Origin of the sequence: Pseudomonas sp. WS 5021, assembly GCF_012985535.1 — a bacterium.
Taxonomy (GTDB): domain Bacteria; phylum Pseudomonadota; class Gammaproteobacteria; order Pseudomonadales; family Pseudomonadaceae; genus Aquipseudomonas.
In genome coordinates this window covers 54,078-80,497 of the sequence record NZ_JAAQWP010000003.1, presented here as the reverse complement: position 1 = coordinate 80,497, position 26,420 = coordinate 54,078, and the positions used below count along the sequence as shown (strand labels likewise).

The window sequence follows — 26,420 nt, the reverse complement described above, 5'->3', positions numbered from 1 at the left end:
TGTAGGAGCGAGCTTGGCTCGCTCCTACAAGGGGGGCGTTTATTTACGGGCGTTACGCACACCTTCCGACAGCGCTGCACACAGGCTCAACACCCCATCAATCGCTTGCTGGTCGTTGCTGGCATTGGCGATGTGGTCGATCAGCGCCGACCCCACCACCACACCGTCCGCCAGGCGGGCGATGGCGGCGGCCTGTTCCGGGGTGCGGATGCCGAAGCCGATGCTGATCGGCAGGTCGGTATGCCGGCGCAGGCGGCCGACGGCCTCTTCCACGTGTTCCAGGGTGGCGGCACCGGCACCGGTCACACCGGCCACCGACACGTAGTACACAAACCCGGAGCTGCCGTTGAGCACGGTGGGCAGGCGCGCATCGTCGGTGGTGGGCGTGGTCAGGCGGATAAAGTCGATGCCTGCGGCCTGGGCCGGCTCGCACAGTTCGCTGTTATGTTCCGGCGGCATGTCGACCACGATCAGGCCGTCCACGCCGGCCTCTTTTGCGTCATGGATAAAGCGCGGCACGCCGTACATGTGGATCGGGTTGAAGTAGCCCATCAGCACCAGCGGCGTATCGCTGTTGCCCTGGCGGAACTCGCGCACCATCTGCAGGGTTTTCAGCAGGTTCTGCTTGGCGCCCAACGCGCGGATATTGGCCAGCTGGATCGCCGGGCCATCGGCCATGGGGTCGGTGAAAGGCATGCCCAGCTCGATCACATCGGCGCCGGCTGCCGGCAAGCCCTTGAGGATCGCCAGGGAAGTGTCATACCCCGGGTCGCCAGCGGTAACGAAGGTCACCAGGGCGGCGCGGTTTTGTTCCTTGAGTTGCGCAAAGCGGGTTTGCAGGCGGCTCATTTAGTGTTTCTCCTGCTGAGACTGTTCCATATGGTGCATCACTGTCTGCATGTCCTTGTCGCCACGGCCCGACAGGTTGACCACCATCAGGTGATCCTTGGGTAGGCTCGGTGCGCGCTTGAACACTTCGGCCAGGGCGTGGGCGCTTTCCAGTGCAGGAATAATCCCTTCCAGACGGCAGCATTTGTGAAAGGCGTCGAGGGCTTCGTCGTCAGTTACCGAGGTGTACTGGACGCGGCCAATGTCGTGCAACCATGCATGCTCAGGGCCGATGCCGGGGTAGTCGAGGCCCGCAGAGATCGAGTGGGCGTCGATGATCTGGCCGTCGTCGTCCTGCAACAGGAAGGTACGGTTGCCGTGCAGCACGCCTGGTACGCCGCCATTGAGGCTGGCCGCGTGCTTGCCGGTCTCGATGCCGTAGCCTGCGGCTTCGACGCCAATGATCTGGACACTGGTGTCATCGAGAAACGGGTGGAACAGGCCCATGGCGTTGGAACCACCGCCGATGCACGCCACCAGGCTGTCGGGCAGGCGGCCTTCCTGGGCTTGCAACTGGGTGCGGGTTTCCTTGCCGATCACCGCCTGGAAGTCGCGCACCATCGCCGGGTACGGGTGCGGGCCGGCCACGGTGCCGATCAGGTAGAAGGTGCTGTCGACGTTGGTCACCCAGTCGCGCAGGGCTTCGTTCATCGCGTCCTTGAGGGTGCCGGTGCCGGCCACCACCGGGATCACTTCGGCGCCCAAAAGCTTCATGCGGAACACGTTGGCCTGCTGGCGCTCGATATCAGTGGTGCCCATGTAGATCACACATTGCAGGCCAAACCGCGCGGCGACGGTGGCGGTGGCCACGCCGTGCATGCCGGCGCCGGTCTCGGCGATGATGCGTTTCTTGCCCATGCGCCGCGCCAACAGGATCTGGCCGATGCAGTTGTTGATCTTGTGCGCGCCGGTGTGGTTGAGCTCTTCGCGCTTGAGGTAGATCTTGGCGCCGCCGCAGAACTCGGTCAGGCGTTCGGCAAAGTACAGCGGGCTGGGGCGTCCGACATAGTCGCGCTGGAAGTAGGCCAGTTCTTTGTTGAAGGCCGGATCGATCTTGGCCGCTTCGTATTCGCGGGCCAGGTCGAGGATCAACGGCATCAGGGTTTCCGCCACGTAGCGGCCGCCGAACGCGCCAAACAGGCCGTTGGCGTCAGGGCCGTTGCGTAAATCGGTCTGGGACTGAGTCATGGTGCGCTCCAGGAAGAAAGTTGGGAGAGGCAATGACGGCCACTCTACCCCTGACGCCGGACCGTGAAAACCGATAAGATCGCCGCAACCTGTCAGGAAAACTCACAGATGAGCCGAGACCTTCCGCCGCTTAATGCCCTGCGTGCATTTGAAGCCACCGCCCGCCTCAACAGCGTCAGCCAGGCCGCCGAGCAATTGCATGTGACCCATGGTGCGGTCAGCCGACAACTGAAAGTGTTGGAAGAACACCTTGGGGTGAGTCTTTTCGTCAAGGATGGACGCGGCATTAAACTCACAGATGCCGGCGTGCGGCTGCGCGATGCCAGCTTCGAGGCGTTCGAGCGTCTGCGGGATGTGTGCGGGGAGTTGACCCAAAGCAGCGCCGATGCGCCGTTTGTCCTCGGCTGTTCCGGCAGTTTGCTGGCGCGTTGGTTTATTCCGCGCCTGGGGCGCTTGAATGCCGACTTGCCGGATTTGCGCCTGCATCTATCGGCGGGCGAAGGCGACCTTGATCCAAGGCGCCCGGGCCTGGACGCCCTGCTGCTGTTTGCCGAGTCGCCGTGGCCTGCGGATATGCAGGTCTACGAGCTGGCGAGCGAGCGGATTGGCCCGGTGATGAGCCCGCACTTTGCCCACTACCAAGCCCTGCGCCAGGCACCCGCCCAAGCCCTGCTGGGCGAAGCCCTGTTGCACACCACTTCGCGCCCGCAAGCCTGGCCCAATTGGGCACAGCACCATGGCATCGAGCCCGGCGCATTGAAGTACGGCCAGGGGTTTGAGCATTTGTATTATTTGCTGGAGGCGGCCGTGGCTGGCCTTGGGGTGGCGATCGCACCGCAACCGCTGGTGGCGGAGGACGTGCGCGCCGGTCGCCTGGTTGCGCCATGGGGTTTTAGTCAAACCCCGGCGCAACTGGCGTTGTGGCTACCCAAGCGCGCCGCGGATGGGCGCGCCCGGCAGCTGGCGCAATGGCTCAAGGCTGAGCTTGCGCGCCAGCCGGTTTAGTCACCGCGTTTGCACAGCAGGTAAGCCGCCAGCAGGCCCAGTGCGCCAACGGCAACGCCGGCGGTGGTCCAAGGGTGCTCCTGTGCATAGTCACGGGTGGCAGCCCCGGTTTCGCGGATTTTCACTTTGCTTTCTTCGTAGGCGTCGCTGATCAAGTGGCGGGAGTGCTTGAGGGCATTCTCGGCATTGCTTTTGAGGGCCTTCAGGGTTTTGCGCGACTCGTCAGACGCATCGTCCTTGAGGCTCTCAAGGGATTTGAGCAGGCTCGAAATCTCGGCTTCCATGCTTTCCAATGACGCTTTGCGTAAAGAGGTGTTGGCCATGTGGGCTCTCCTGGAGTGAATGAGTAACGTGTGTTGATTCCGACTGCGGGGGTTTCAGAAAGTGCAGTAAATCTGAACTTTCAAGTAAGAAGAGTCGCCAGAAGCAGTACGAAGAATCACTGCTAGGCTTCATTCATCGACCCAGGAGAACACTCATGACTGATCATCACACCTACAAGAAAGTCGAACTGGTGGGCTCGTCCCCAACCAGCATCGAGGACGCCATCAACAATGCCCTGGCCGAGGCCAGCAAGAGCATCAAGCACCTGGAGTGGTTTGAGGTCACCGAAACCCGTGGCCACATCAAGGACGGCAAGGCCGCGCACTTCCAGGTGACACTCAAGGTGGGCTTTCGTATTGCCAATAGTTGACGGGGTTGGTTGAACTTGCACGCTGGCCGATTGCCATAACCTGCGCTACACCCTTTGGGCGCCGATGCCCTATGCGTCGGCGTACATTTTTTGATCAGCGCAAGGAAAGTAACGGATGAAAAAGTTTCTGTTAGCGGTAGGTTTGTTGAGCCTGGCAGGTACAGCCCTGGCGGCTGGCAAGGATTGTGGCGAGCTGAAAAGCGAAATCGACGCCAAGATCCAGGCCAATGGTGCGTCCGGGTACACCCTGGAAATTGTCGAAAAAGGCAGCGCAACCAACGGCGAAGTGGTCGGCAGTTGCGAAGGTGGTACCAAGGAAATCGTCTACAACCGCAGGTGATCCCGTGCGGCAGACATAAAAACCGACGCCAGAGCGTCGGTTTTTTTATCCCTGCCGATCAGCCTTTCATCACCTGGGCCAGTAGCTCATAGGAATGAATCCGATCAGCATGTTCGTACAGGTCGCAGGTAAAGATCAGCTCATCGGCGCCCGTCTGCTCGATCAACACCTCCAGTTTGGCGCGAATCTTCGCCGGGCTGCCTACCATCGCCAGGCCTAGGAAACTGCCTACCGCGTCCTTCTCATGGGGCAGCCACAGGCCGTCCATGCTATCGACCGGCGGGCGTTGCACCAGGCTTTGCCCACGCATCAGCGCGAGAATTCGCTGGTAGACCGAGGTGGCCAGGTAATTGGCCTGCTCATCGGTATCAGCGGCCACCAGCGGCACACCGAGCATCACATAGGGCTTGTCGAGCACTGCCGAAGGCTTGAAGTGATTGCGATAGACGCGAATCGCCTCATGCATCATGCGCGGTGCGAAATGGGAGGCGAAGGCGTAGGGCAAACCGCGCTCGCCGGCCAGTTGGGCGCTGAACAGGCTGGAACCGAGCAGCCACACCGGGACGTTGGTGCCGGTGCCCGGTACGGCGATCACCCGTTGGTCGGGGGTGCGCGGGCCCAGGTAGGCCATCAACTCGGCCACATCTTCCGGGAAGTCATCGGCGCTGCCGGAGCGTTCGCGGCGCAGGGCGCGGGCGGTCATCTGGTCGGAGCCGGGTGCGCGGCCCAGGCCCAGGTCGATCCGGCCGGGGTACAGGCTTTCCAGGGTGCCGAACTGTTCAGCGATCACCAGTGGCGCATGGTTGGGCAGCATCACGCCGCCTGCGCCGACCCGGATAGTCGAAGTGCCACCGGCCAGGTAGCCGAGCAGCACCGAGGTCGCGGAGCTGGCGATGCCATCCATATTGTGGTGCTCGGCCACCCAGAAGCGGGTGTAGCCGAGCTTTTCCACGTGCTGGACCAGGTCCAGGGAATTGCGCAACGACTGCGCCGGGCTGCCATTGGCGCGCACCGGTACCAGGTCGAGGGTCGAGAACTTCACATCGGACAGTGGTTTCATAAGCCTGCTTCTCCATAGGGGCGCAGGCTTGTGACGAACCAAAACCTGCCGCTTCATGTGCATGCCCTATGCAATGAGGGCATATACCCGAGATTCAATAGCGGACATGAAATTTCCTACTTGCCCGCTTGGTTTTTCCGACAGGGTGAACTTTGCCAGAGGTTCTATCCTCAGAACCTTACTGATGCACAACCACTGCTTGGGAGAACGCTATGAGTATCGTGAAAAAAGCCTCCGCACACTGGGAAGGCGACCTGAAAACCGGTCTGGGCTCGATCTCGACCGAAACCGGCGTATTGCGCGAAGCCCCCTACGGCTTCAAGGCACGTTTCGAAGGTGGCAAGGGTACCAACCCTGAAGAACTGATCGGCGCGGCCCATGCCGGCTGCTTCTCCATGGCCTTTTCCATGATTCTTGGCGATGCCGGCCTCAAGGCTGACAGTATCGACACCCAGGCCGAAGTGACCCTGGACCAGGTGGACGGTGGTTTTGCGATCACCGCAGTCCACCTGATCCTCAAGGCCAAGATCCCCGGCGCGAGCCAGGCGCAGTTCGATGAACTGAGCAAGAAGGCCAAGGAAGGATGCCCGGTATCCAAGGTGCTGAACGCCACCATCACCCTGGATGGCACCCTCGTCAACTGATCTGCGCAGGTCCAATGTGGGAGCGGGCTTGCTCGCCCCCACATTTTGTTCTGCGTTAAATCAGAACTCGCGTTTCGCAAATGTGGTCTCATACCCATGCAGCCTTTGGCGCACACCCGTGCGCAGCGCATTTAGGGAGCTTCACACATGAAACGTTTTGCCTTGGCGATTATCTGCGGTGTTTTGGCCACATCGGCAATGGCCGCGCCCAAAGACTGTGAAGAGCTCAGGAAAGAGATTGAAGTCGGCCTACAGGCCAAGGCAATCCCGTCCTACACCCTGGAAATCATCACCGCCGAAGAAGCCAAGAATCATGACGAAGCCATGATCGTCGGCTCCTGCGAAAACGGCACCAAGCGCATCATCTACCAGCGCAACGATGACTGATCAGGGAATGCAGTTGACGCTGCGTTCCTCGGCCAGCAACTGACGCTGGGCGTCATACAGCCGGATATTCGGGGTGAAGCCCAGCGAGCGCCCTTCCAGGCGGTAGCGCTGGCCGGCCTGGAACTGGTCGTATTGCAGGGTGATAAAACAGGTGCGCTCCTGGGGCTGGTTCAGCCCGCCACCCAGGCCTGCGCCGGCATACACTTCAAAATCAAAACGCACCATCAACTCGTGGCTGCCCGGTGGCACCTGGAAGTAGCGCCCATCGTCCAGGGCCTTGCCGTCCAGGCGTTGCGCCATGACCAGCTTGGCGCCGGGTGTCGGGGTGGCAAAATCGACCCAGGCCTGTTGCGGGTCGGCTGGCGGGATCGGGGTGGAGGCGCAGGCGCTGAGAAAAATCGCCGCCAAGGGAAGCAAGAGCTGACGCATAGTGGGCACTCAACCGTAGGAATGGTATGAGCATAACCCCTGCCAGCCAGTTAGTCTGGCGGGCCAAAGATTGTGGAGCGGTTTGAGATGGTGCGGCATTTATTGGCGGGGCTGACGTGCCTATTGCTCGGTGGCTGTTCCAGTGTCAGCTATTACAGCCAGTTGGCCAGCGGCCAATGGCAGCTGCTGCAGGCGCGGGAGCCGGTGGCCAAGGTGATCGCCGATCCGACGCGCCCGCAAGTGTTGCGTGAGCATTTGGCGCAATCCCAGAAGGCACGCACCTTTGCCAGCCAACAGTTGCATTTGCCCGACAACCAGAGCTACCGCCTTTACGCCGATATCGGCCGGCCGTACGTAGTCTGGAATGTCTTTGCTACATCAGAGTTTTCTTTGTTACCCCAGACCCATTGCTTCCCGATTGCCGGCTGCGTGGCCTATCGCGGTTATTACACTCAGGGCGCGGCCCGGGGCGAGGCTGCGTTGTTGCAACTGCGTGGCATGGATGTGTCGATTGGCGGCGTCGAGGCCTATTCCACCCTCGGCTGGTTCAATGACCCGATCATGAGTTCGATGATGCGTTGGGGTGATGAGCGCCTGGCCACGGTGATTTTTCACGAGCTGGCGCACCAGCGTTTTTATGTGAAGGACGACACGGAGTTCAATGAGTCGTTTGCCACCTTCGTCGAGCAGGAAGGCACCCGGCAATGGCGCGCGGCCCGTGGCCTGGCGCCTGCGAGCGAATCGACGTTGAAGCAGCGCGACCAGTTTATCCAACTGATCCTCGACACCCGCAGTCGCCTGGAGCGCCTGTATGCGCAGCCGTTGGCCGCAGTTGCGATGCGCCAGGCCAAGGCGGCCGAGTTCGAGCGCTTGCGCCGTGAGTATCGGCAGATGCGCGACAGCCAGTGGGGCGGCGACCCGCGTTATGACGCCTGGGTCAATCAGCCGATGAACAATGCGCGGTTGTTGCCGTTTGGGCTGTATGACCAGTGGGTACCGGCGTTTGCGGCGTTGTTTCGCCGGGAAGGCGGGGATTGGCTGAGGTTCTACGGCGCCGTGGAGCAGTTGGGGCGCTTGCCGGTGGAACAGCGCAAATTAGCGTTGCGGCAGTTGGTAAGCGGTGACGTTTAGGGCCTCATCGCAGGCAAGCCAGCTCCCACATGTTGATGTGTGAACACCGTCCAATGTGGGAGCGGGCCTGCCCGCGATAGCGGTCTCAAGCCCGCCGCAAAAACGCCTGATGCATCTCCTCCAGCGTCTCAAAATGCCAGCGCGGCGCTTCAGCATTCAACTCGGCAAAACTACCAAACCCATACCCCACCGCCGCTGCATCCAGCCCGTTGCTACGTGCGCCGATCAGGTCGTGCTTGCGGTCGCCGATCATCAAGGTACTGGCCGGATCCAGGCCTTCCTCGCGCATCAAATGGGCGATCAGCTCGACCTTGTTGGTGCGGGTACCGTCCAATTCACTGCCGTAAATCACCTTGAAGTGCTTGGCGAAATCGAAATGCCGGGCGATCTCCCGGGCAAATTCCCACGGTTTGGAGGTGGCCACATACAGTTGGCGACCCTGGGCATTGAGCTCCTCCAGCAACGGCATGACCCCATCGAACACCCGGTTTTCATAGAGCCCGGTGACTTTGAAGCGCTCGCGATAGAAATTCACCGCCTCCCAGGCCCGCGCCTCGTCGAAATCGTAGAACTGCATAAAGGCTTGCAGCAGCGGCGGGCCGATAAAGTGTTCGAGCTTGGTCAGGTCCGGCTCATCGATGCCCAGCTTGGCCAAGGCGTACTGGATCGAGCGGGTGATGCCTTCCCGTGGATCGGTCAGGGTGCCGTCCAGGTCAAACAGGACGGTTTGGTAATCCAGGGTCATCGGTCGAATCCTTCTGCCAGGTGCAGGTCCTTGAGCTTCACGTAGTTCGCTGCGCTGTAGGTGAAAAAGGCGCGTTCCTTGTCAGAAAGTGCGCGGACTTGTCTAACCGGGCTGCCCACATACAAAAAACCGCTTTCAAGTTTCTTGCCCGGCGGCACCAGGCTGCCGGCGCCGATGATCACATCGTCTTCAACCACCGCGCCGTCCATCACAATGCTGCCCATGCCGATCAGGATACGACTGCCGACGGTGCAGCCATGGAGCATGACCTTGTGGGCGATGGTCACATCGTCGCCGATCAGCAGCGGGAAACCGTCAGGATTGAAGGGCCCGGCGTGGGTAATGTGCAGCACGCAGCCGTCCTGCACGCTGGTGCGTGCACCGATGCGGATGCGGTGCATGTCGCCGCGAATCACCGTCAGCGGCCAGACCGAGCTGTCGGCGCCGATTTGAACATCGCCGATCACCACCGCCGAAGCATCGACGAAAGCCCCGGCGCCGAGGGTTGGCGTGTGATTCTGATAGGTGCGAAGGGTCACGATAGCCTCTCTCTGTTTGGTTGATAGCTGCGGTGGACGTTGATTGTAATTAAGATGGCCCCATCTTTGTCTTACCTGTTTCTTCAGCCAAGGTGCCAACCGTGAGCGCGAACAACCCTCTTTTGCAGTCCTACGACCTGCCGCCGTTCTCGGCGATCCGTGCCGAGCACGTCCAACCGGCCATCGAACAGATCCTGGCCGACAACCGCGTCGCCATCGAAGGCATCCTGCAAAGCCAGGGGAAAAATCCGACCTGGGCCGGCCTGGTCCTGGCCATGGATGAACTCAACGACCGTCTGGGCGCCGCCTGGAGCCCGGTCAGCCATCTCAATGCCGTGTGCAACAGCGCTGAACTGCGTGAGGCCTATGAGGCCTGCCTGCCGGCATTGAGCGCCTATTCCACCGAGATGGGCCAGAACCGCGAACTGTTCCAGGCCTTCGAAGCCCTGGCCAACAGCTCGCAAGCGGCCGGTTTCGATGTGGCGCAAAAAACCATTCTGGAGCACGCACTGCGCGACTTCCGCCTGTCGGGTATCGACCTGCCGCCTGAGCAGCAGAAGCGCTACGCCGAGGTGCAAAGCAAACTCTCCGAGTTGGGCAGCAAGTTCTCCAACCAATTGCTCGACGCCACCCAGGCCTGGACCAAGCACGTCACCGACGAAGCCACCCTCGCCGGCCTGACCGATTCGGCCAAGGCGCAAATGGCGGCTGCGGCCCAGGCCAAAGGCCTCGACGGCTGGCTGATCAGCCTGGAGTTCCCCAGCTACTACGCGGTGATGACCTACGCCCACGACCGCGCCCTGCGCGAAGAAATCTACGCGGCCTACTGCACCCGTGCGTCGGACCAAGGCCCGAATGCCGGTCAGAACGATAACGGCCCGGTGATGGAACAGATCCTCGACTTGCGTCAGGAACTGGCCCAACTGCTCGGTTTCGCCTCTTTCTCCGAACTGAGCCTGGCCACCAAAATGGCCGAATCCAGCGACCAGGTACTGAGTTTCCTACGCGACCTGGCCAAACGCAGCAAGCCATTCGCCACCCAGGACCTGCAGCAGCTCAAGGCCTACGCCGCCGAACAAGGCTGCAACGACCTGCAAAGCTGGGACAGCGGTTTCTACGGCGAAAAGCTGCGTGAACAGCGCTACAGCGTGTCCCAGGAAGCCCTGCGCGCCTATTTCCCGATCGACAAAGTGCTGGGCGGGCTGTTTGCCATCGTCCAGCGCCTGTATGGCATCGAGATCGCCGAGCAGAAAGGCTTCGACACCTGGCACCCGGATGTTCGCCTGTTCGAAATCAAGGAAAACGGCCAGCACGTCGGCCGCTTCTTCTTCGACCTGTATGCCCGCGCCAACAAGCGTGGCGGTGCCTGGATGGACGGCGCCCGGGATCGTCGACGCACCGCTGCAGGTACCCTGCAAAGCCCGGTGGCCAACCTTGTGTGCAACTTCACCCCGGCCGACAGCGGCAAGCCAGCCCTGCTGACCCACGATGAAGTCACCACCCTGTTCCACGAATTCGGTCACGGCCTGCACCACCTGCTGACCCGCGTCGAACACGCGGGCGTGTCCGGCATCAACGGCGTGGCCTGGGACGCGGTGGAGTTGCCGAGCCAGTTCATGGAGAACTGGTGCTGGGAACCTGAAGGCCTGGCGCTGATTTCCGGTCATTACGAAAGCGGCGAAGCCCTGCCCCAGGACCTGCTGCAAAAAATGCTCGCGGCGAAGAACTTCCAGTCTGGCCTGATGATGGTGCGCCAGCTGGAATTCTCGCTGTTCGACTTTGAACTGCATGCCACCCACGGTGATGGCCGCAGCGTGGCGCAGGTGCTCGAAGGCGTGCGCGACGAGGTGTCGGTGATGCGTCCGCCGGCCTATAACCGCTTCCCCAACAGCTTCGCGCATATCTTCGCCGGCGGTTACGCGGCGGGGTACTACAGCTACAAGTGGGCCGAAGTATTGTCGGCGGACGCGTTCTCCAAGTTCGAAGAAGACGGCGTGCTCAATGCCGAAACTGGCCGGGCGTTCCGCGAGGCGATCCTGGCCCGTGGCGGTTCCCAGGCGCCGATGGTGCTGTTCGTCGACTTCCGCGGACGCGCACCGTCGATTGACGCACTCTTGCGCCACAGCGGCCTGAGTGAGGACGCGGCAGCATGAGTGACGGGCCTGTGATCACCAAAAAGCAATTTATCGCCGGCGCCGTGTGCCCGGCGTGCAGCGAGCCGGACAAGTTGAAGATGTGGACCGAAGACAGCGTGCCCCATCGCGAATGCGTGGCCTGTGGCTATACCGACACGCTCAACGACCAGGGTTTGTCGGTGCCCAAGGAATTGGGCACGCGGGTCAACACCTCGGCGTTGAAAGCGCCGGCGGACCCCAAGGTGCAGGCGGTGCAGTTCTTCCCTAATCCCAAGCTGAAAAAAGACTGACGGACCTTACTCCGTCCAACCTGTGGGAACAGGCTCATGTAGGAGCTGGCTTGCCAGCGATAGCATCACCTCGGTGTCACTGATACACCGAGGTGTCTGCATCGCAGGCAAGCCAGCTCCTACACAAGCCTGCTCCCACTTTTTTTTGCGCGCATTTCTCGATTTTCCTGGCTGAAACGGTTCTCTCATTCCTTAGCCTGCTATCATTTGTAACCATTGATTACATCCACAACGACAAGCCGCTCCATGAAGCGACTGCTCAAACCCGTGACCACATGATGAGGTGCCACCATGTCTGATCAAGATCGAGACAACCCCCGGCGTGACTTTTTGCGCAAATCCTTGACCTTGATCCCGGTGGTCACGGTTGCCAGCACCGGCCTTGGCGGCTCGATGCTGATGGCCACGCCCGAGCCTGTCCAGGCCAGCCCGGCCAAGGCACCTACCAGCGAAAAGGCCTACGAGCCCAGTTACTTCACCGCTGAGGAATGGGCCTTCATCAACGCGGCCGTCGCGCGCCTGATCCCCGCAGATGCCCAAGGCCCAGGTGCCCTGGAAGCCGGTGCACCGGAATACATCGACCGGCAGATGAACACGCCCTACGCCAGCGGCGCCCTGTGGTTCATGCAAGGTCCGTTCAACGCCGACGCACCGCCCGAGATGGGCTGGCAGAGCAAACTGGTGCCCAAGGAGATCTATCGCCTGGGTATTGCTGCCACGGATGCCTGGTCGAAAGCGTTCAACGGTAAAACATTTGCTGGGCAAGACAGCGCTACCCAGGATGATTTGCTGCGCCGCCTGGAGGCGGGAGGTGCCGAAACCGGCGAGCATTTCGCCGCGGTCCCGCCGAAGATTTTCTTCAACTTGTTGCTGCAAAACACCAAGGAAGGGTTCTTCTGCGACCCGATCCACGGCGGCAACAAAGGCATGGTCGGCTGGACCATGATCGGCTTCCCCGGCGCCCGCGCCGATTTCATGGATTGGGTTGAACGCAACGAGCAATACCCCTTCCCGGCTGTTTCCATCCGTGGCGAGAGGGCATAAACGTGGCGACCATCATGAAGAAAGTGGATGCAGTCATCGTCGGCTTTGGCTGGACTGGCGCGATCATGGCCAAGGAGCTGACGGAAGCCGGCTTGCACGTGGTAGCGCTGGAGCGCGGCCCGATGCAGGACACCTACCCGGACGGCAATTACCCACAAGTGATCGACGAACTGACCTACAGCGTGCGCAAAAAGCTGTTCCAGGACATTTCCAAGGAAACCGTGACCATTCGCCATAGTGTGAATGACATCGCCCTGCCCAACCGTCAGTTGGGCGCCTTCCTGCCGGGCAACGGCGTAGGCGGCGCGGGCCTGCACTGGTCGGGCGTGCATTTTCGGGTGGACCCTATCGAACTGCGCATGCGCAGCCACTACGAAGAACGCTACGGCAAAAACTTCATTCCCAAGGACATGACCATCCAGGACTTCGGCGTCAGCTACGAAGAACTGGAACCGTTCTTTGACTACGCCGAAAAGGTCTTCGGCACCTCCGGCCAGGCCTGGACCGTGAAGGGCCAACTGGTGGGTGAAGGCAAGGGCGGCAACCCTTACGCGCCGGATCGCTCCAGCCATTTCCCACTGGAATCGCAGAAAAATACCTACTCGGCACAGCTGTTTCAGCAGGCCGCCACTGCCGTGGGCTACAAGCCCTACAATCTGCCTTCGGCCAATACCTCGGGGCCTTACACCAATCCCTATGGCGCGCAGATGGGGCCGTGCAACTTCTGTGGTTTTTGCAGCGGGTATGTCTGCTACATGTACTCCAAGGCATCGCCCAACGTGAACATCCTGCCGGCCCTGCGCCAGGTGCCGAACTTTGAACTGCGGCCAAATTCCCACGTGCTCAAGGTCAATCTCGACAGCACCAAGCGCAAGGCCACTGGCGTGACCTATATCGACGCCCAGGGCCGCGAGATCGAGCAACCGGCGGACCTGGTGATTCTTGGCGCCTTCCAGTTCCACAACGTGCGCCTGATGCTGCTCTCGGGCATCGGCAAGCCCTACGACCCGATCACGGGCGAAGGGGTGGTGGGCAAGAACTTCGCCTACCAGAACATGGCCACCATCAAGGCCTACTTCGACAAAGACGTGCACACCAACAACTTCATCGGCGCTGGCGGCAATGGCGTGGCGGTGGACGATTTCAACGCCGATAACTTCGATCATGGCCCCCATGGTTTCGTCGGCGGTTCGCCGATGTGGGTCAACCAGGCGGGCAGCCGGCCGATTGCCGGTACCTCCAACCCACCGGGCACGCCGGCCTGGGGCAGTGCGTGGAAGCGCGCCACGGCCGATTACTACACCCACCAAGTGTCGATGGACGCCCATGGCGCTCATCAATCCTACCGGGGCAACTACCTCGATCTGGACCCGGTTTACCGTGATGCCTACGGCCTGCCGTTGCTGCGCATGACCTTCGACTGGCAGGAAAACGACATCAAGATGAACCGCTTCATGGTCGAGAAAATGGGCAAGATCGCCGAAGCGATGAACCCCAAGGCGATTGCGGTACTCGGCAAGAAGGTCGGCGAGCACTTCAACACCGCGTCTTACCAGACCACGCACCTCAACGGTGGCGCGATCATGGGTACCGACCCGAAGACCAGCGCGTTGAACCGCTACCTGCAGTGCTGGGATGTGCACAACGTGTTTGTCCCTGGCGCATCCGCTTTCCCACAAGGCTTGGGCTACAACCCTACGGGCCTGGTGGCGGCGCTGACCTATTGGTCGGCCCGGGCGATACGCGAGCAGTACCTGAAAAACCCCGGCCCGCTGGTTCAGGCATAAGGAGCGACGACTATGAAAGCATTTGTTATCGCAACCCTGGCCCTGTTCAGCAGTTGCTCGGTGAGCGCCGCTGAAACTGATCTGGTCAAACAGGGCGAATACCTGGCTCGCGCCGGTGACTGCGTGGCCTGCCATACCGCCAAGGGCGGCAAGCCGTTTGCCGGTGGCCTGGCGATGGAAACCCCGATTGGCGTGATCTACTCAACCAACATCACCCCGGACAAAACCGGCCTGGGGGACTACAGCTTTGAAGATTTCGATAAAGCCGTGCGCCATGGTGTCGCCAAAAGCGGTAGTACCCTTTACCCGGCGATGCCCTACCCGTCTTACGCACGTGTCAGCGAAACCGACATGCAGGCGCTGTATGCGTACTTTATGAAAGGCGTGGAGCCGGTCGCCCAGGCGAACCAGGACAGTGATATTCCCTGGCCCTTGAGCATGCGCTGGCCCCTGGCGGCATGGCGTTGGATGTTTGCGCCCGAGGTGGCGGGCTATCAGGCTCCGGCCGATGCCGACCCGGTGATCAGCCGTGGCGCCTACCTGGTGGAAGGCCTCGGCCACTGTGGCGCCTGCCATACCCCGCGGGCCCTGACCATGCAGGAAAAGGCCCTGAGCGCGTCGCAAGGTGCGGCGTTCCTGTCCGGCAGTGCGCCCCTGGAAGGCTGGATCGCCAAAAGCCTGCGCGGCGACCACAAGGACGGCCTGGGCAGTTGGAGCGAAGAGCAACTGGTGCAGTTTCTCAAGACCGGTCGCAGTGATCGCAGCGCGGTGTTTGGCGGTATGAGCGACGTTGTAGTCCACAGCATGCAGTACATGTCTGAAGACGACCTGACCGCTATCGCCCGTTACCTCAAGAGCCTGCCGGCAGTCGATCCCAAGGATCAGCCGCACCAGTACGACAAGCAGGTGGCCGAGGCTTTATGGAAAGGCGATGACAGCCAGCCGGGCGCTGCGGTGTACATCGACAACTGCGCGGCCTGCCATCGCACCGATGGCCATGGCTACACCCGGGTGTTCCCGGCGCTGGCGGGCAACCCGGTGTTGCAGACGGCGGATGCCACATCGTTGATCAACATTGTGTTGAATGGTGGAACCCTGCCGGCCACACATGCAGCGCCTTCTACATTCACCATGCCGGCTTTTGCCTGGCGCTTGTCGGATCAGGAAGTGGCGGATGTGGTCAGCTTTATTCGGGGCAGCTGGGGTAACCAGGGCGCGCCGGTGAAGGCTGGTGACGTGGCCGACCTGCGCAAAAGCGATAAACACACCACCTCGGGCGACGATCTGGGGCAAGTGACGAGTCACTGATTTTGCCTTTGCCGCCCAACGGCACTGGTCAGATACGCTGCGCCTCGATACTGTATATAAAAACAGTATCGAGGCGCTTTCATGTCCACTCCTCTGCCGCCGCGCGGGCGAGGCACCGCCACCAACCTGCACAATCGCTTCGCGCCCACGGTGAGTGTGGCCGAGGATGACGGCTGGTATCAGGAAGTGCCGCCGACCCAGGGCACCGAAGTGCGCATCGAGACGGCGAAGACCATCATCACCCGCAACACCTCGCCGGACCTGCCGTTCGACCGCTCCATCAACCCTTACCGGGGGTGTGAGCACGGTTGCATTTATTGTTATGCGCGGCCCAGCCATGCCTATTGGGACATGTCCCCGGGCCTGGATTTTGAAACCAAGCTGATCGCCAAGAGCAACGCCGCTCAGGTGCTGGAGCAACAATTGTCCAAGCCCGGTTATGTGTGCGCGCCGATCAACCTGGGCTCCAACACGGACCCGTACCAGCCCATCGAGCGCGAGTACCAGATCACCCGGCAAACCCTGCAAGTGCTGCTGCGCTATCGCCACCCGGTGACTATCGTGACCAAGGGTTCGTTGATCCTGCGTGACCTTGACCTGCTCACCGAACTGGCCCGCCAGCGGCTGGTGGCGGTGATGATCAGCCTTACCAGCCTGGACGATGAACTCAAGCGCATCCTGGAACCTCGTGCAGCGGCGCCCAAGGCGCGGCTGCGGGCGATCCGGGTGATGCGCGAGGCAGGGATCCCGGTAGGCGTGCTGTGCTCGCCGATGATTCCGATGATCAACGACAGCGAACTGGAAAGCCTGCTCGCCGAGGCCCATGCCGCCGGGGCGCAGAGCGCCGCCTATATGATGCTGCGCCTGCCCCTTGAGGTGGCGCCGCTGTTCGAGGAGTGGTTGGCGGCCCATTACCCGCAACGGGCGGCCCATGTGATGAGCCTGGTACGCCAGGTGCGCGGTGGCGAAGTCTATGACAGCCGCTTCGGTGTGCGCATGCGCGGTGAAGGGCCGTTTGCCGACCTGCTGGCACAACGATTTGCCAAGGCGATCAAGCGTTTGGGGCTTGACCGGCGTGAGGGCTTCAATCTCGATTGCAGTGCATTCTGTCCACCCGGCAGGCAGCTGGCTTTGTTGTAGACTGATACAAATGCGCGGGCTTCCCGGCCAGGATGGTCGCGTTTTGATATCACTGAAACCCGCGAGATAGAGCGGTTGATTCAGTTTGAGTTAAGTTTCGGCAGGTACCTTGTTCATTGAGTGACTGATGGGTCGGCGGCGCTGGCTGGGTGGTTTGCATGTGTTGTTTCCCGGTGATCGCGCGTCGACCTCAACTGCAAGACTCTCCTGCCCCAACCACGAGGATGAATCATGAGTGACAAGGATAAACAGCCGTTGGCTGCGTCGGCTTCAGCCCCTCACGAGGCGGAGTCCGCCGATGCAGCGCTGCAGCACATCGTTGATGGCTTTTTGCATTTCCATAACGAGGTCTTTCCCCAGCAGGAAGAGCTCTTCAAGAAACTCGCCACGGCCCAGAGCCCACGGGCGATGTTTATCACCTGTGCCGACTCGCGCATTGTTCCGGAACTGATCACCCAGAGCTCCCCGGGCGATTTGTTCGTCACCCGTAACGTGGGTAACGTCGTGCCGCCTTACGGGCAGATGAACGGCGGTGTGTCCACGGCCATCGAGTACGCGGTGCTGGCGCTTGGCGTGCAGCACATCATCGTCTGCGGCCACTCCGATTGTGGCGCCATGCGGGCCGTGCTCAACCCCCAGAGCCTGGAAAAAATGCCCACGGTCAAAGCCTGGCTGCGCCACGCCGAGGTCGCCAAGACTATGGTCCAGGACAACTGTGATTGCGCCAATGAAGGCGAAAGCATGCAGGTGCTGACCGAAGAAAACGTCATCGCCCAGTTGCAACACTTGCGCACCCACCCCTCTGTGGCTTCGCGCATGGCCAACGGCCATTTGTTCATCCACGGCTGGATCTACAACATCGAGACCAGCGAGATCAAAGCCTACGATGCGGACCAGGCCACGTTCCGGCCGCTGAGCGGGTCCGGACCGATCCCTTCGGCGACGCCCAAAGCGCGCTTCTAAAACAATCCCCTGCCGGGTAATGCGATGGCTGCCATGGATGCAGCCAGGCCTTGCCACGCCCGGCGAATGCCTCGGGAGAGTCATCATGCGTGCAGCTCAATTAAAAACAGTGCTGCCACGGGAGCTGTTGGCTTCGGTGGTGGTGTTTCTGGTGGCCCTGCCCCTGTGCATGGGGATCGCCATTGCATCCGGAATGCCACCGGCCAAGGGGCTGATCACCGGGATTATCGGTGGCCTGGTGGTGGGCTGGCTGGCCGGTTCGCCCCTGCAAGTCAGCGGCCCGGCGGCCGGCTTGGCGGTGTTGGTGTTCGAGTTGGTGCGCCAGCACGGCATGCTGATGCTCGGGCCGATCCTGCTGTTGGCGGGCTTCCTGCAACTGGTGGCCGGGCGCCTGCGCCTGGGCTGCTGGTTCCGGGTGACGGCGCCGGCGGTGGTCTACGGCATGCTGGCGGGGATCGGGGTGTTGATCGTCCTGTCGCAAGTGCATGTGATGCTCGATGGGGCGCCCAAGCCTTCGGGGCTGGATAACCTCGCGGGCTTCCCCGCCGCAGTGGCCCAGGCCATTCCCAGCCTGGGTGGCGGGCTCGGTTGGCAAGCCGGCCTGCTGGGCTTGGCGACCATGCTGGTGATGTGGTTGTGGGACCGGTTTCGCCCGCAAAAGCTGCGCTTTGTCCCCGGCGCATTGCTTGGCGTGGGCCTGGCGACCGTGACCAGCCTGGCGCTGGCCTTGCAGGTCAAGCGCGTGGAGGTGCCGGAAAACCTCGCCGATGCCATTGACTGGCTGCGCCCCAGCGACCTGCTGAACCTGGCCGACCCCAACCTGTTGATCGCGGCCTTCGCGGTAGCCTTTATCGCCAGTGCCGAAACATTACTCTCGGCGGCGGCTGTGGACCGTATGCACAACGGTCAGCGTTCGGACTTCGACAAGGAATTGTCCGCCCAGGGTGTAGGCAACATGCTATGCGGCCTGGTAGGCGCATTGCCCATGACCGGGGTGATCGTGCGCAGTTCGGCCAACGTCCAGGCGGGGGCAACCACGCGCTTGTCGGCGATGTTCCACGGCCTTTGGCTACTGGCCTTCGTATTGCTGTTGTCGAGCGTGCTGCAAAGTATTCCGGTGGCGAGCCTGGCGGGGGTGCTGGTGTACACCGGGATCAAGCTGGTGGACCTCAAGGCGTTCCGTGGCCTGGCGCGTTATGGCCGGATGCCGATGTTCACATACGCCGCCACGGCCCTGGCGATCATCTTCACCGATTTGCTGACGGGAGTGCTGGTGGGCTTCGGCCTGACCCTGGTCAAACTGGCGTGGAAGGCTTCACGGTTGAAAGTCAGCCTGATCGACCTGCCCCAGGACGGTGAGATGGAGTTGCGATTGACCGGTGCGGCGACCTTTCTCAAGGTGCCCGCATTGACCCAGGTGCTGGCGACTGTGCCGGCGGGGACCACGGTGCATGTGCCGCTCAATAACCTGAGCTACGTGGATCACTCGTGCCTGGAGTTGCTGGAGGAATGGGGGCGGGCCAATGCGGCCAAGGGCTCGAAGTTGGTGATCGAGGCGCGCGGGTTGAAGCGCAGGTTGGAAGGGCGGATACGTACCACGACGCGGATTGGTTCGGCCCCGTCAGTGGGCTGACGAAACCGGATAAAAAAATGTGGGAGCGGCGGTGCGACGATTCGACTTGCCCGCTCCCACACTTTGTTCTACGCCAGGCCGGAAATTCAGGCTGGCTGATCCAGCTCCAACTCCACGCCCAACTGGCGCGACAGGCACGGCCAGCGCTTCCACGCCGCTTCCGTTGCCGGGCTCTTGAGCTGTTCGCGATAGGCCTCGACGGACTCCAGGGCGAAGCTCTCTTCATTGAGCATTTCATCCACCGCCAGGTGCACGGCTTCATCCAGCTGATTGGCGAAATCTTCGCCGATCAGTTGGTGGGCAATCACGTTGGCAACGGTGGTGTCTGCCGGAATCAACGGCTGGCCGAAATGCTTGATATACAGATCGTTTACTTCTTCCACCAGTCGGTGGGCCAGGTAGGCCTCGTCCAACAGGCCGTTGAGGCCTTCATGGGCCGTCAGGATCGCCGGCGGCTGTAGAAAGAAATGCTCGGCGATTTTCAGCACCGGCTTGATCTGGCTTTCAATCCCGGCTTCCCGGGCCACGTCGTTGGCGGCGTCCAGCAGGTCCGGGACCTGGTCGATGTAGGCGGTGACGAAACGCGTCATCACGGCATTGCGATCACCGTCGGCCAGGGAAATGGCCGAGTGCAGGTGTGGCAACTGTGCGTCCAGTTGTTTAGCCAATTGGCCGGTGGACGCTTCGTGTTGATGGGCACGGGAAATCTGCTCGCGCAATGCGGCGGTGTTCATGAAAGCTCCAGGAATACGGGCGTAGGAAAGGGGATTGCATAAGGTAGCTCGTTTATACGAGCCCCTAAGACGCATTTGTCATAATTATTTCATGGTTATGCGCCGCTGTTATATCGAAATGCCATCGTTCGTCGGATAGGCCCTGAATCTGCTGGCCGGCCAATGCCGTTCGTCTCTTTTTACTGATTTGTCCCCACACATTGCGGGGTCGCAGTCGCTGTCTATACTCGGGTTTGTACGCAATTAGCTGATGACGCCCGACTGCATTAGGCAGGCAAGGCTTGGCGGATGTAAGCAGTTTGGAAGCCGCCCCCTTGGCCGCAGGTGCAAACCGGCGGGATAACAAGAACGATAAGGGGAACCCGCAATGACGCGACATCCACATGTTTGGATGGGCTTACTCTTGTGGTCAGTATTCAGCCAGGCGCAAGCCGCCTGGACGGTGAATATGGCACCAGGGGCCACTGAAGTCAGTCACGCCGTGTTCGACCTGCACATGACCATTTTCTGGATCTGTGTGGTGATCGGCATCATCGTGTTTGGCGCCATGTTCTGGTCGATGATTGTGCATCGACGCTCCACGGGCCAGGTGGCGGCCAAGTTCCACGAAAGCACGACGGTCGAGATTCTCTGGACGGTGGTGCCCTTGCTGATCCTCGTCGCCATGGCCATTCCGGCGACCAAGACCCTGATCAACATCTACGACAGCAGTGAATCGGATATCGATATCCAGGTCACCGGCTACCAGTGGAAGTGGCACTACAAGTACCTGGGCCAGGACGTCGAGTTCTTCAGCAACCTGGCCACTCCCGCCGAGCAGATCCATAACCAGGCCACCAAGGGCGAACACTATCTGCTGGAAGTCGACCAACCGCTGGTGCTGCCGGTGGGCGCCAAGGTGCGCTTTTTGGTGACGGCCGCCGACGTGATCCATTCGTGGTGGGTGCCGGCGTTTGCGGTCAAGCGCGATGCGATCCCAGGCTTCGTCAACGAGGCCTGGACCCGGGTCGAGAAGCCCGGCATCTACCGTGGCCAGTGCGCGGAGCTGTGCGGCAAGGACCACGGCTTCATGCCCATCGTGGTCGAGGTCAAGTCCAAGGCCGACTACGCAACCTGGCTCGGCGAGCGCAAGGAGGAAGCCGCCAAGCTCAAGGAGCTGACCTCCAAAGAGTGGACGCGCGAAGAGCTGGTGGCCCGTGGCGACAAGGTCTATCACACCACCTGCGTGGCCTGTCACCAAGCCGAAGGCCAGGGCCTACCGCCGATGTTCCCGGCGCTCAAAGGCTCGAAAATCGCCACTGGACCGGCGGCAGACCACCTGAGCATCGTCTACCACGGTAAGCCCGGTACGGCGATGGCGGCCTTTGGCAAACAACTGTCGGAAGTCGATATTGCGGCGGTCGTGACCTACGAGCGTAACGCCTGGGGCAACAACAAAGGCGACATGGTCACGCCCAAAGACGTGCTGGCCATCAAACAGGCGGAAAGCCAATGAACCTCTTCATTGCGTATGCCCTGAACCGCCCCGCCCATCCGCTTGCAGGAGAACGGCCATGAGCACTGTGATCGATGACCACGGTCATGCCGCTGACCACGCCCACGGTCCCGCCAAGGGCCTGATGCGCTGGGTGCTGACCACCAACCACAAAGATATCGGGACCATGTACCTGTGGTTCAGCTTCGCCATGTTCCTGCTCGGCGGCTCGTTCGCCATGGTGATCCGTGCCGAGTTGTTCCAGCCGGGCTTGCAGATCGTCGAGCCGGCGTTCTTCAACCAGATGACCACCATGCATGGCTTGATCATGGTGTTTGGCGCGGTGATGCCGGCGTTTGTCGGCCTGGCCAACTGGATGATCCCACTGATGATCGGCGCGCCGGACATGGCCTTGCCGCGCATGAACAACTTCAGCTTCTGGCTACTGCCGGCGGCGTTCCTGCTGCTGGTCTCGACCCTGTTCACCCCGGGCGGTGGGCCGAACTTTGGCTGGACCTTCTACGCCCCGCTCTCCACCACCTACGCCCCGGAAAGCGTGACGTTCTTTATCTTTGCCATCCACCTGATGGGCATCAGCTCGATCATGGGCGCGATCAACGTGGTCGCGACCATCCTCAACCTGCGCGCACCGGGCATGACCCTGATGAAGATGCCGCTGTTCGTCTGGACCTGGCTGATCACCGCCTTCCTGCTGATTGCAGTGATGCCGGTGCTGGCCGGTTGCGTGACCATGATGCTGATGGATATCCACTTCGGCACCAGCTTCTTCAGCGCCGCTGGCGGCGGTGACCCGGTGTTGTTCCAGCATGTGTTCTGGTTCTTCGGCCACCCTGAGGTGTACATCATGATCCTGCCGGCCTTCGGTGCCGTCAGCTCGATCATCCCGACCTTCTCGCGCAAGCCGCTGTTTGGCTACACCTCGATGGTCTACGCCACGGCGAGCATCGCGTTCCTGTCGTTTATCGTGTGGGCGCACCACATGTTCGTGGTGGGTATTCCGCTGGTGGGCGAGCTGTTCTTCATGTACGCCACCCTGCTGATCGCGGTGCCCACCGGGGTCAAGGTGTTCAACTGGGTCAGCACCATGTGGCAAGGCTCGCTGACGTTCGAGACGCCCATGCTGTTTGCCGTGGCCTTTGTGATCCTGTTCACCATCGGCGGCTTTTCCGGGCTGATGCTGGCGATTGCCCCGGCGGACTTCCAGTACCACGACACCTACTTTGTGGTGGCGCATTTCCATTACGTACTGGTGCCTGGAGCGATCTTCGGGATCTTCGCCTCGGCTTACTACTGGCTGCCGAAATGGACCGGCCATATGTACGACGAAACCCTGGGCAAGCTGCACTTCTGGCTGTCGTTCGTGGGGATGAACATGGCGTTCTTCCCGATGCACTTCGTGGGGCTGGCCGGCATGCCACGGAGGGTGCCGGACTACAACCTGCAGTTCGCCGACTTCAATATGGTGTCGTCGATTGGCGCCTTTATGTTCGGCGCCACGCAGATCTTCTTCCTGTTTATCGTGATCAAGTGCATCCGGGGCGGCAAGCCGGCGCCGGCCAAGCCGTGGGATGGCGCTGAAGGGCTGGAGTGGAGCATTCCTTCGCCGGCGCCGTATCACACCTTCACCACGCCGCCGGAGGTCAAATGAGCCCGGTCATGAAAACACTCCCGATCCCCTGTGGGAGCGGGCTTGCCCGCGATGGCGGCCTCAAGACCCCTGCAGAGCTTGAGGGCCTCATCGCGAAGCCAGCTCGCCCAGGTGGGCGCCATGGCTGACTCCGTCCCTCTCAACCGCCTGGTCACGCGCCTGCTGATCCTGGTGCTGGCGATGTTCGCCTTCGGTTTTGCCCTGGTGCCGATCTACGACGTGATGTGCAAGGCGTTCGGCATCAACGGCAAGACCGCGGGGCAGTACGAAGGCTCGCAGGTGGTCGATCCGTCACGTCAGATACGGGTGCAATTCCTGTCGACCAATGCCATCGATATGGTCTGGGAATTCCACTCCAAGGCCGACGAAATCGTGGTCCACCCCGGTGCGGTCAACGAGATGGTGTTCGTGGCCTTCAACCCCACCGACAAGCCGATGACCGCCCAGGCGATCCCGAGTATTTCCCCGGCCGAAGCGGCGATGTACTTCCACAAGACCGAGTGCTTTTGCTTCACCCAGCAAGTGCTGCAGCCGGGAGAGCGCATCGAGATGCCGGTGCGCTTCATTGTCGATCGCGACATGCCCAAGGATGTGAAGCATTTGACCCTGGCGTACACGCTGTTCGATATCACTGCGCGCCAACCGCCCGTGGCTGTCCATACCGGCGGCTAGGCGTGCCTGCGGGCTCGATTAGGAGAACGGATACATGTCTACTCATGATACGTACTACGTACCAGCGCAAAGCAAATGGCCAATAATTGCCACGTTTGGGCTGTTGATCACCGTGTATGGCCTGGGTGTGTGGTTCAACGACCTCAAGGCGGCCCGCCCGGAATCCCACGGCCCGCTGATCTTTTTCGTCGGCAGCCTGCTGCTGGCCTACATGATGTTTGGCTGGTTTGGCGCGGTGATCAAGGAAAGCCGCGCCGGGTTGTACAGCGCGCAGATGGACCGCTCATTCCGCTGGGGCATGACCTGGTTCATCTTTTCCGAGGTGATGTTTTTTATCGCGTTCTTTGGTGCGCTGTTCTATGTGCGGCATATGTCGGCGCCGTGGCTGGCCGGTGAAGGCTCCAAGGGCATTGCCCATATGCTGTGGCCCAATTTCGAGTTTGCCTGGCCGCTGCTCAACAACCCGGACCCCAAGCTGTTCCCGGCGCCGGAAGGCACCATCAGCCCGTGGGGCCTGCCGTTGGTCAACACCATCTTGCTGGTGAGTTCCAGCGTGACCATCACCATCGCCCACCATGCCCTGCGCAAGGGGCACCGCGGTGCGCTGAAGATCTGGCTGGCGATCACCGTGTTGCTGGGGTTGGCGTTTCTCGGGTTCCAGGCCGAGGAATACATCCACGCCTATAAAGAGCTGGGCCTGACGCTGGGTTCGGGGGTGTATGGCGCGACGTTCTTCATGCTGACCGGCTTTCACGGTGCCCACGTGACCATCGGCACGATCATTTTGTTCGTGATGCTGATGCGCATCCTCAAGGGGCATTTCAATGCCGAGCACCAGTTCGGTTTCGAGGCGGCCAGTTGGTATTGGCACTTTGTCGACGTGGTGTGGATCGGTCTGTTTTTCTTCGTCTACGTGCTGTAGCGACTTACCAGGGGGCGTGGGAAACCAGCTGGCCGCTGAAGAACCCCCAGGTGATCAGCGCCAGGGTGATCACGGCCAGTACTACACGCACGGTCAAGGCGGTGACGAGGCGATTGGAGTGGCCCTCGTCCTTGACCAGGAAGAACAAGCCACTGAACAGGCTCACAACGGTAGCGATCAGCATCAGGGCGATAGCGGCTTTGAGCATGGTCAGGCTCCAGGGCTCTTATTTTGAGGGGCGGGCAATGAGATTCAGTATAGCCAGCACAGCATCGACCTTCGCGGTAACGCCATGAAACGCTTTCGCCCCGGGATTGCTCCGACCCTGGTGGTGCTGGTGCTGCTACCGCTGATGGTGTTCCTGGGCTTTTGGCAGTTGTCCCGTGGTCAGGAAAAACAGGCACTGCTCCAGAGTTATGCCGAACGCCGGGCGGCGCAGCCCATCAGCGTTGCGCAACTGGAGACGGTGGCGGATCCGGCCTTTCGCCGCGTGCAGTTGCGCGGGCAGTTCGACGCCGCGCACAGCGTGCTGCTGGATAACCGCATGCGCGACGGCAAGGCCGGCGTCGAGTTGCTGCAACCCTTTCATGACCAGACCAGCGGCCAGTGGCTGTTGCTCAATCGCGGCTGGCTGCCTTGGCCGGACCGGCGCACGCCGCCAGCTTTCACCACCCCCGACCAGCCTTTGAATATCAACGCCTGGGTGTATGTCGCCCCCGGCGAGACGTTCCAGCTACACGCCGACCCAGCCGCCGCCAAATGGCCACGCCTGCTGACGGCGCTGCACCCGCAGGCGCTGTGGGCCGAGTTGGAGCGCAGCGGCTTTGCCTTTGAGCTACGGGCCGAAGCGGGCCCGGCGACCTATGAAACCCAGTGGCCAGTAGTGGCCATGGGCCCGGAAAAACACCTGGGGTATGCCGTGCAGTGGTTCGCCATGGCGCTGGCGCTACTGGGCCTTTACCTCTACCTCGGCTGGCACAACGCAAGGGAGAAGCACCATGGGAGCGGCCATGAATCCACTCAACATGTCTGACACGCCAGCGGCGCCCAACCGCAGCAAGGGGCGCTGGCAACTGATCCTGATCCTGCTGATGGTGATCGGCCCGATGGTGCTGGCGACCCTGATGTACAAGTGGCAGTTCTGGGTGCCGGACAACCGCAGCGATCATGGCGAAATGATCGGCAATGGCCAGACCCGCAGCGATATCGGCGTGCAGGCCGACGAGGACCGCTGGCAATTGCTGGTCACCGCGCCCGCGGCCTGCGCCGCCGATTGCCAGCAACTGGTCTACCTCGCGCGCCAGTTGCAGATCGGCCTGGGGCGCGATGCGTCGCGTGCCAGCCATGCCCTGGCCAGTGCGCAGCCGGTCGGCGCCGAGTATGAGGCCAAGTTGAAGGCCGAGTATCCGCAGTTGCAGCGTTTGCCCCTGGACCTGCCGACCTTCAAGCAAAACGCTGCCGCGCCGGGCGATGCGCAACTGTGGATCGTCGACCCCCACGGCAACCTGGTGCTGCGCTACGACGCGCGGGTCAAGGGCAAGGATCTGCTCAACGACCTGCGCCACCTGCTGAAACTGTCGAATATCGGATAAGGGCATC

29 protein-coding genes are annotated in these 26,420 nt (G+C 61.3%); 20 read left to right on the top strand and 9 right to left on the bottom strand.

Annotated elements, in window-relative coordinates; translation table 11 throughout:
- Positions 1–39 precede the first annotated feature (39 nt).
- The gene (gene trpA / locus HBO19_RS10325) at positions 40–849 is read right to left on the bottom strand and encodes a tryptophan synthase subunit alpha (protein ID WP_170057453.1); all 810 of its coding nucleotides are present in this window, start codon (positions 847–849) and stop codon (positions 40–42) included.
- Positions 850–2,076: a tryptophan synthase subunit beta gene (gene trpB, locus HBO19_RS10320; RefSeq protein WP_170057452.1), complete on the bottom strand. Its 1,227-nt coding sequence runs from the start codon at positions 2,074–2,076 to the stop codon at positions 850–852. It abuts the gene before it with no gap.
- Positions 2,077–2,184: 108 nt separating this feature from the next.
- On the opposite strand from trpB, the gene HBO19_RS10315 reads away from it, so the two are divergent.
- Entirely contained in the window at positions 2,185–3,081 is an 897-nt protein-coding gene (locus HBO19_RS10315; RefSeq protein ID WP_170057451.1) for a LysR family transcriptional regulator, read from the top strand.
- On the opposite strand, the gene HBO19_RS10310 is transcribed toward HBO19_RS10315, so the two are convergent.
- The gene (locus tag HBO19_RS10310; protein ID WP_016969656.1) at positions 3,078–3,404 is read right to left on the bottom strand and encodes a DUF883 family protein; all 327 of its coding nucleotides are present in this window, start codon (positions 3,402–3,404) and stop codon (positions 3,078–3,080) included. The genes HBO19_RS10315 and HBO19_RS10310 overlap by 4 nt on opposite strands.
- A 155-nt stretch (positions 3,405–3,559) precedes the next feature.
- Between HBO19_RS10310 and HBO19_RS10305 the strand changes: the two genes are divergently transcribed.
- Both HBO19_RS10305 and HBO19_RS10300 read left to right on the top strand, forming a co-directional pair.
- Positions 3,560–3,775: a dodecin gene (locus HBO19_RS10305; RefSeq protein WP_029290270.1), complete on the top strand. Its 216-nt coding sequence runs from the start codon at positions 3,560–3,562 to the stop codon at positions 3,773–3,775.
- 115 nt (positions 3,776–3,890) lie between these two features.
- The gene (locus HBO19_RS10300) at positions 3,891–4,115 is read left to right on the top strand and encodes a DUF1161 domain-containing protein (RefSeq protein ID WP_169954092.1); all 225 of its coding nucleotides are present in this window, start codon (positions 3,891–3,893) and stop codon (positions 4,113–4,115) included.
- Positions 4,116–4,173: 58 nt separating this feature from the next.
- On the opposite strand, the gene HBO19_RS10295 is transcribed toward HBO19_RS10300, so the two are convergent.
- Positions 4,174–5,175: an LLM class flavin-dependent oxidoreductase gene (locus tag HBO19_RS10295; RefSeq protein WP_170057450.1), complete on the bottom strand. Its 1,002-nt coding sequence runs from the start codon at positions 5,173–5,175 to the stop codon at positions 4,174–4,176.
- Between the two features lie 212 nt (positions 5,176–5,387).
- Here HBO19_RS10295 and HBO19_RS10290 point away from each other — a divergent pair, with 212 nt between their 5' ends.
- Both HBO19_RS10290 and HBO19_RS10285 read left to right on the top strand, forming a co-directional pair.
- Entirely contained in the window at positions 5,388–5,819 is a 432-nt protein-coding gene (locus HBO19_RS10290) for an OsmC family protein (RefSeq protein ID WP_003170750.1), read from the top strand.
- 147 nt (positions 5,820–5,966) lie between these two features.
- Entirely contained in the window at positions 5,967–6,206 is a 240-nt protein-coding gene (locus HBO19_RS10285; RefSeq protein WP_057439267.1) for a DUF1161 domain-containing protein, read from the top strand.
- Here the strand turns inward: HBO19_RS10285 and HBO19_RS10280 are convergent, their stop codons facing one another.
- Complete coding sequence (locus HBO19_RS10280; RefSeq protein ID WP_170041991.1) at positions 6,207–6,635, bottom strand: hypothetical protein; 429 nt, start codon at positions 6,633–6,635, stop codon at positions 6,207–6,209.
- A gap of 87 nt (positions 6,636–6,722) precedes the next feature.
- Between HBO19_RS10280 and HBO19_RS10275 the strand changes: the two genes are divergently transcribed.
- Positions 6,723–7,766 carry an aminopeptidase gene (locus tag HBO19_RS10275; RefSeq protein ID WP_169954095.1) on the top strand — a complete coding sequence of 348 codons (1,044 nt, stop codon included), beginning with the start codon at positions 6,723–6,725 and terminating at the stop codon, positions 7,764–7,766.
- A gap of 85 nt (positions 7,767–7,851) precedes the next feature.
- Here HBO19_RS10275 and HBO19_RS10270 read toward each other — a convergent pair whose 3' ends face one another.
- Together HBO19_RS10270 and HBO19_RS10265 are read right to left on the bottom strand one after the other, a co-directional pair.
- Entirely contained in the window at positions 7,852–8,511 is a 660-nt protein-coding gene (locus HBO19_RS10270; RefSeq protein WP_169954096.1) for an HAD family hydrolase, read from the bottom strand.
- The gene (locus tag HBO19_RS10265) at positions 8,508–9,050 is read right to left on the bottom strand and encodes a gamma carbonic anhydrase family protein (RefSeq protein WP_170057449.1); all 543 of its coding nucleotides are present in this window, start codon (positions 9,048–9,050) and stop codon (positions 8,508–8,510) included. The genes HBO19_RS10270 and HBO19_RS10265 overlap by 4 nt, the downstream gene beginning before the upstream one ends.
- Before the next feature lie 101 nt (positions 9,051–9,151).
- On the opposite strand from HBO19_RS10265, the gene prlC reads away from it, so the two are divergent.
- The 8 genes from prlC (at position 9,152) to HBO19_RS10225 (ending at position 19,350) form a co-directional block, all read left to right on the top strand.
- Positions 9,152–11,203 (top strand): oligopeptidase A, encoded by a 2,052-nt coding sequence (prlC, locus tag HBO19_RS10260; protein WP_170057448.1) that lies wholly within the window; start codon positions 9,152–9,154, stop codon positions 11,201–11,203.
- A complete protein-coding gene (locus tag HBO19_RS10255; RefSeq protein ID WP_029290288.1) occupies positions 11,200–11,475 on the top strand; it encodes a YheV family putative zinc ribbon protein in 276 nt (91 codons plus the stop codon). The genes prlC and HBO19_RS10255 overlap by 4 nt, the downstream gene beginning before the upstream one ends.
- A 291-nt stretch (positions 11,476–11,766) precedes the next feature.
- The gene (locus tag HBO19_RS10250; protein WP_169954099.1) at positions 11,767–12,519 is read left to right on the top strand and encodes a gluconate 2-dehydrogenase subunit 3 family protein; all 753 of its coding nucleotides are present in this window, start codon (positions 11,767–11,769) and stop codon (positions 12,517–12,519) included.
- 2 nt (positions 12,520–12,521) lie between these two features.
- The gene (locus tag HBO19_RS10245) at positions 12,522–14,306 is read left to right on the top strand and encodes a GMC family oxidoreductase (protein ID WP_169954100.1); all 1,785 of its coding nucleotides are present in this window, start codon (positions 12,522–12,524) and stop codon (positions 14,304–14,306) included.
- Positions 14,307–14,318: 12 nt separating this feature from the next.
- A complete protein-coding gene (locus HBO19_RS10240) occupies positions 14,319–15,614 on the top strand; it encodes a cytochrome c (protein WP_169954101.1) in 1,296 nt (431 codons plus the stop codon).
- Positions 15,615–15,695: 81 nt separating this feature from the next.
- Positions 15,696–16,754 (top strand): PA0069 family radical SAM protein, encoded by a 1,059-nt coding sequence (locus HBO19_RS10235; RefSeq protein WP_169954102.1) that lies wholly within the window; start codon positions 15,696–15,698, stop codon positions 16,752–16,754.
- 231 nt (positions 16,755–16,985) lie between these two features.
- Positions 16,986–17,717, top strand: a complete 732-nt coding sequence (locus HBO19_RS10230) for a carbonic anhydrase (protein WP_057957895.1) — start codon at positions 16,986–16,988, stop codon at positions 17,715–17,717.
- 85 nt (positions 17,718–17,802) lie between these two features.
- Complete coding sequence (locus tag HBO19_RS10225) at positions 17,803–19,350, top strand: SulP family inorganic anion transporter (RefSeq protein ID WP_169954103.1); 1,548 nt, start codon at positions 17,803–17,805, stop codon at positions 19,348–19,350.
- Between the two features lie 86 nt (positions 19,351–19,436).
- On the opposite strand, the gene HBO19_RS10220 is transcribed toward HBO19_RS10225, so the two are convergent.
- Positions 19,437–20,084 (bottom strand): hypothetical protein, encoded by a 648-nt coding sequence (locus tag HBO19_RS10220; RefSeq protein ID WP_169954104.1) that lies wholly within the window; start codon positions 20,082–20,084, stop codon positions 19,437–19,439.
- A 367-nt stretch (positions 20,085–20,451) separates the two neighbouring features.
- Between HBO19_RS10220 and coxB the strand changes: the two genes are divergently transcribed.
- The 4 genes from coxB (at position 20,452) to HBO19_RS10200 (ending at position 24,821) form a co-directional block, all read left to right on the top strand.
- Entirely contained in the window at positions 20,452–21,579 is a 1,128-nt protein-coding gene (gene coxB, locus HBO19_RS10215; RefSeq protein WP_170057447.1) for a cytochrome c oxidase subunit II, read from the top strand.
- Between the two features lie 58 nt (positions 21,580–21,637).
- Positions 21,638–23,227 carry a cytochrome c oxidase subunit I gene (gene ctaD / locus HBO19_RS10210; RefSeq protein ID WP_038444815.1) on the top strand — a complete coding sequence of 530 codons (1,590 nt, stop codon included), beginning with the start codon at positions 21,638–21,640 and terminating at the stop codon, positions 23,225–23,227.
- 120 nt (positions 23,228–23,347) lie between these two features.
- Complete coding sequence (locus HBO19_RS10205) at positions 23,348–23,899, top strand: cytochrome c oxidase assembly protein (RefSeq protein ID WP_076963356.1); 552 nt, start codon at positions 23,348–23,350, stop codon at positions 23,897–23,899.
- A 34-nt stretch (positions 23,900–23,933) separates the two neighbouring features.
- On the top strand, positions 23,934–24,821 hold the full coding sequence (locus HBO19_RS10200) for a cytochrome c oxidase subunit 3 (RefSeq protein ID WP_169954106.1): 888 nt from the start codon (positions 23,934–23,936) through the stop codon (positions 24,819–24,821).
- 4 nt (positions 24,822–24,825) lie between these two features.
- On the opposite strand, the gene HBO19_RS10195 is transcribed toward HBO19_RS10200, so the two are convergent.
- Positions 24,826–25,029, bottom strand: coding sequence for a twin transmembrane helix small protein (locus HBO19_RS10195; protein ID WP_017528731.1), 204 nt, complete (start codon positions 25,027–25,029; stop codon positions 24,826–24,828).
- A gap of 84 nt (positions 25,030–25,113) precedes the next feature.
- Between HBO19_RS10195 and HBO19_RS10190 the strand changes: the two genes are divergently transcribed.
- Positions 25,114–25,854: an SURF1 family protein gene (locus HBO19_RS10190; RefSeq protein ID WP_170057446.1), complete on the top strand. Its 741-nt coding sequence runs from the start codon at positions 25,114–25,116 to the stop codon at positions 25,852–25,854.
- Positions 25,820–26,413, top strand: coding sequence for a hypothetical protein (locus HBO19_RS10185; RefSeq protein ID WP_169954108.1), 594 nt, complete (start codon positions 25,820–25,822; stop codon positions 26,411–26,413). The genes HBO19_RS10190 and HBO19_RS10185 overlap by 35 nt, the downstream gene beginning before the upstream one ends.
- The last annotated feature ends 7 nt before the right edge of the window (positions 26,414–26,420 follow it).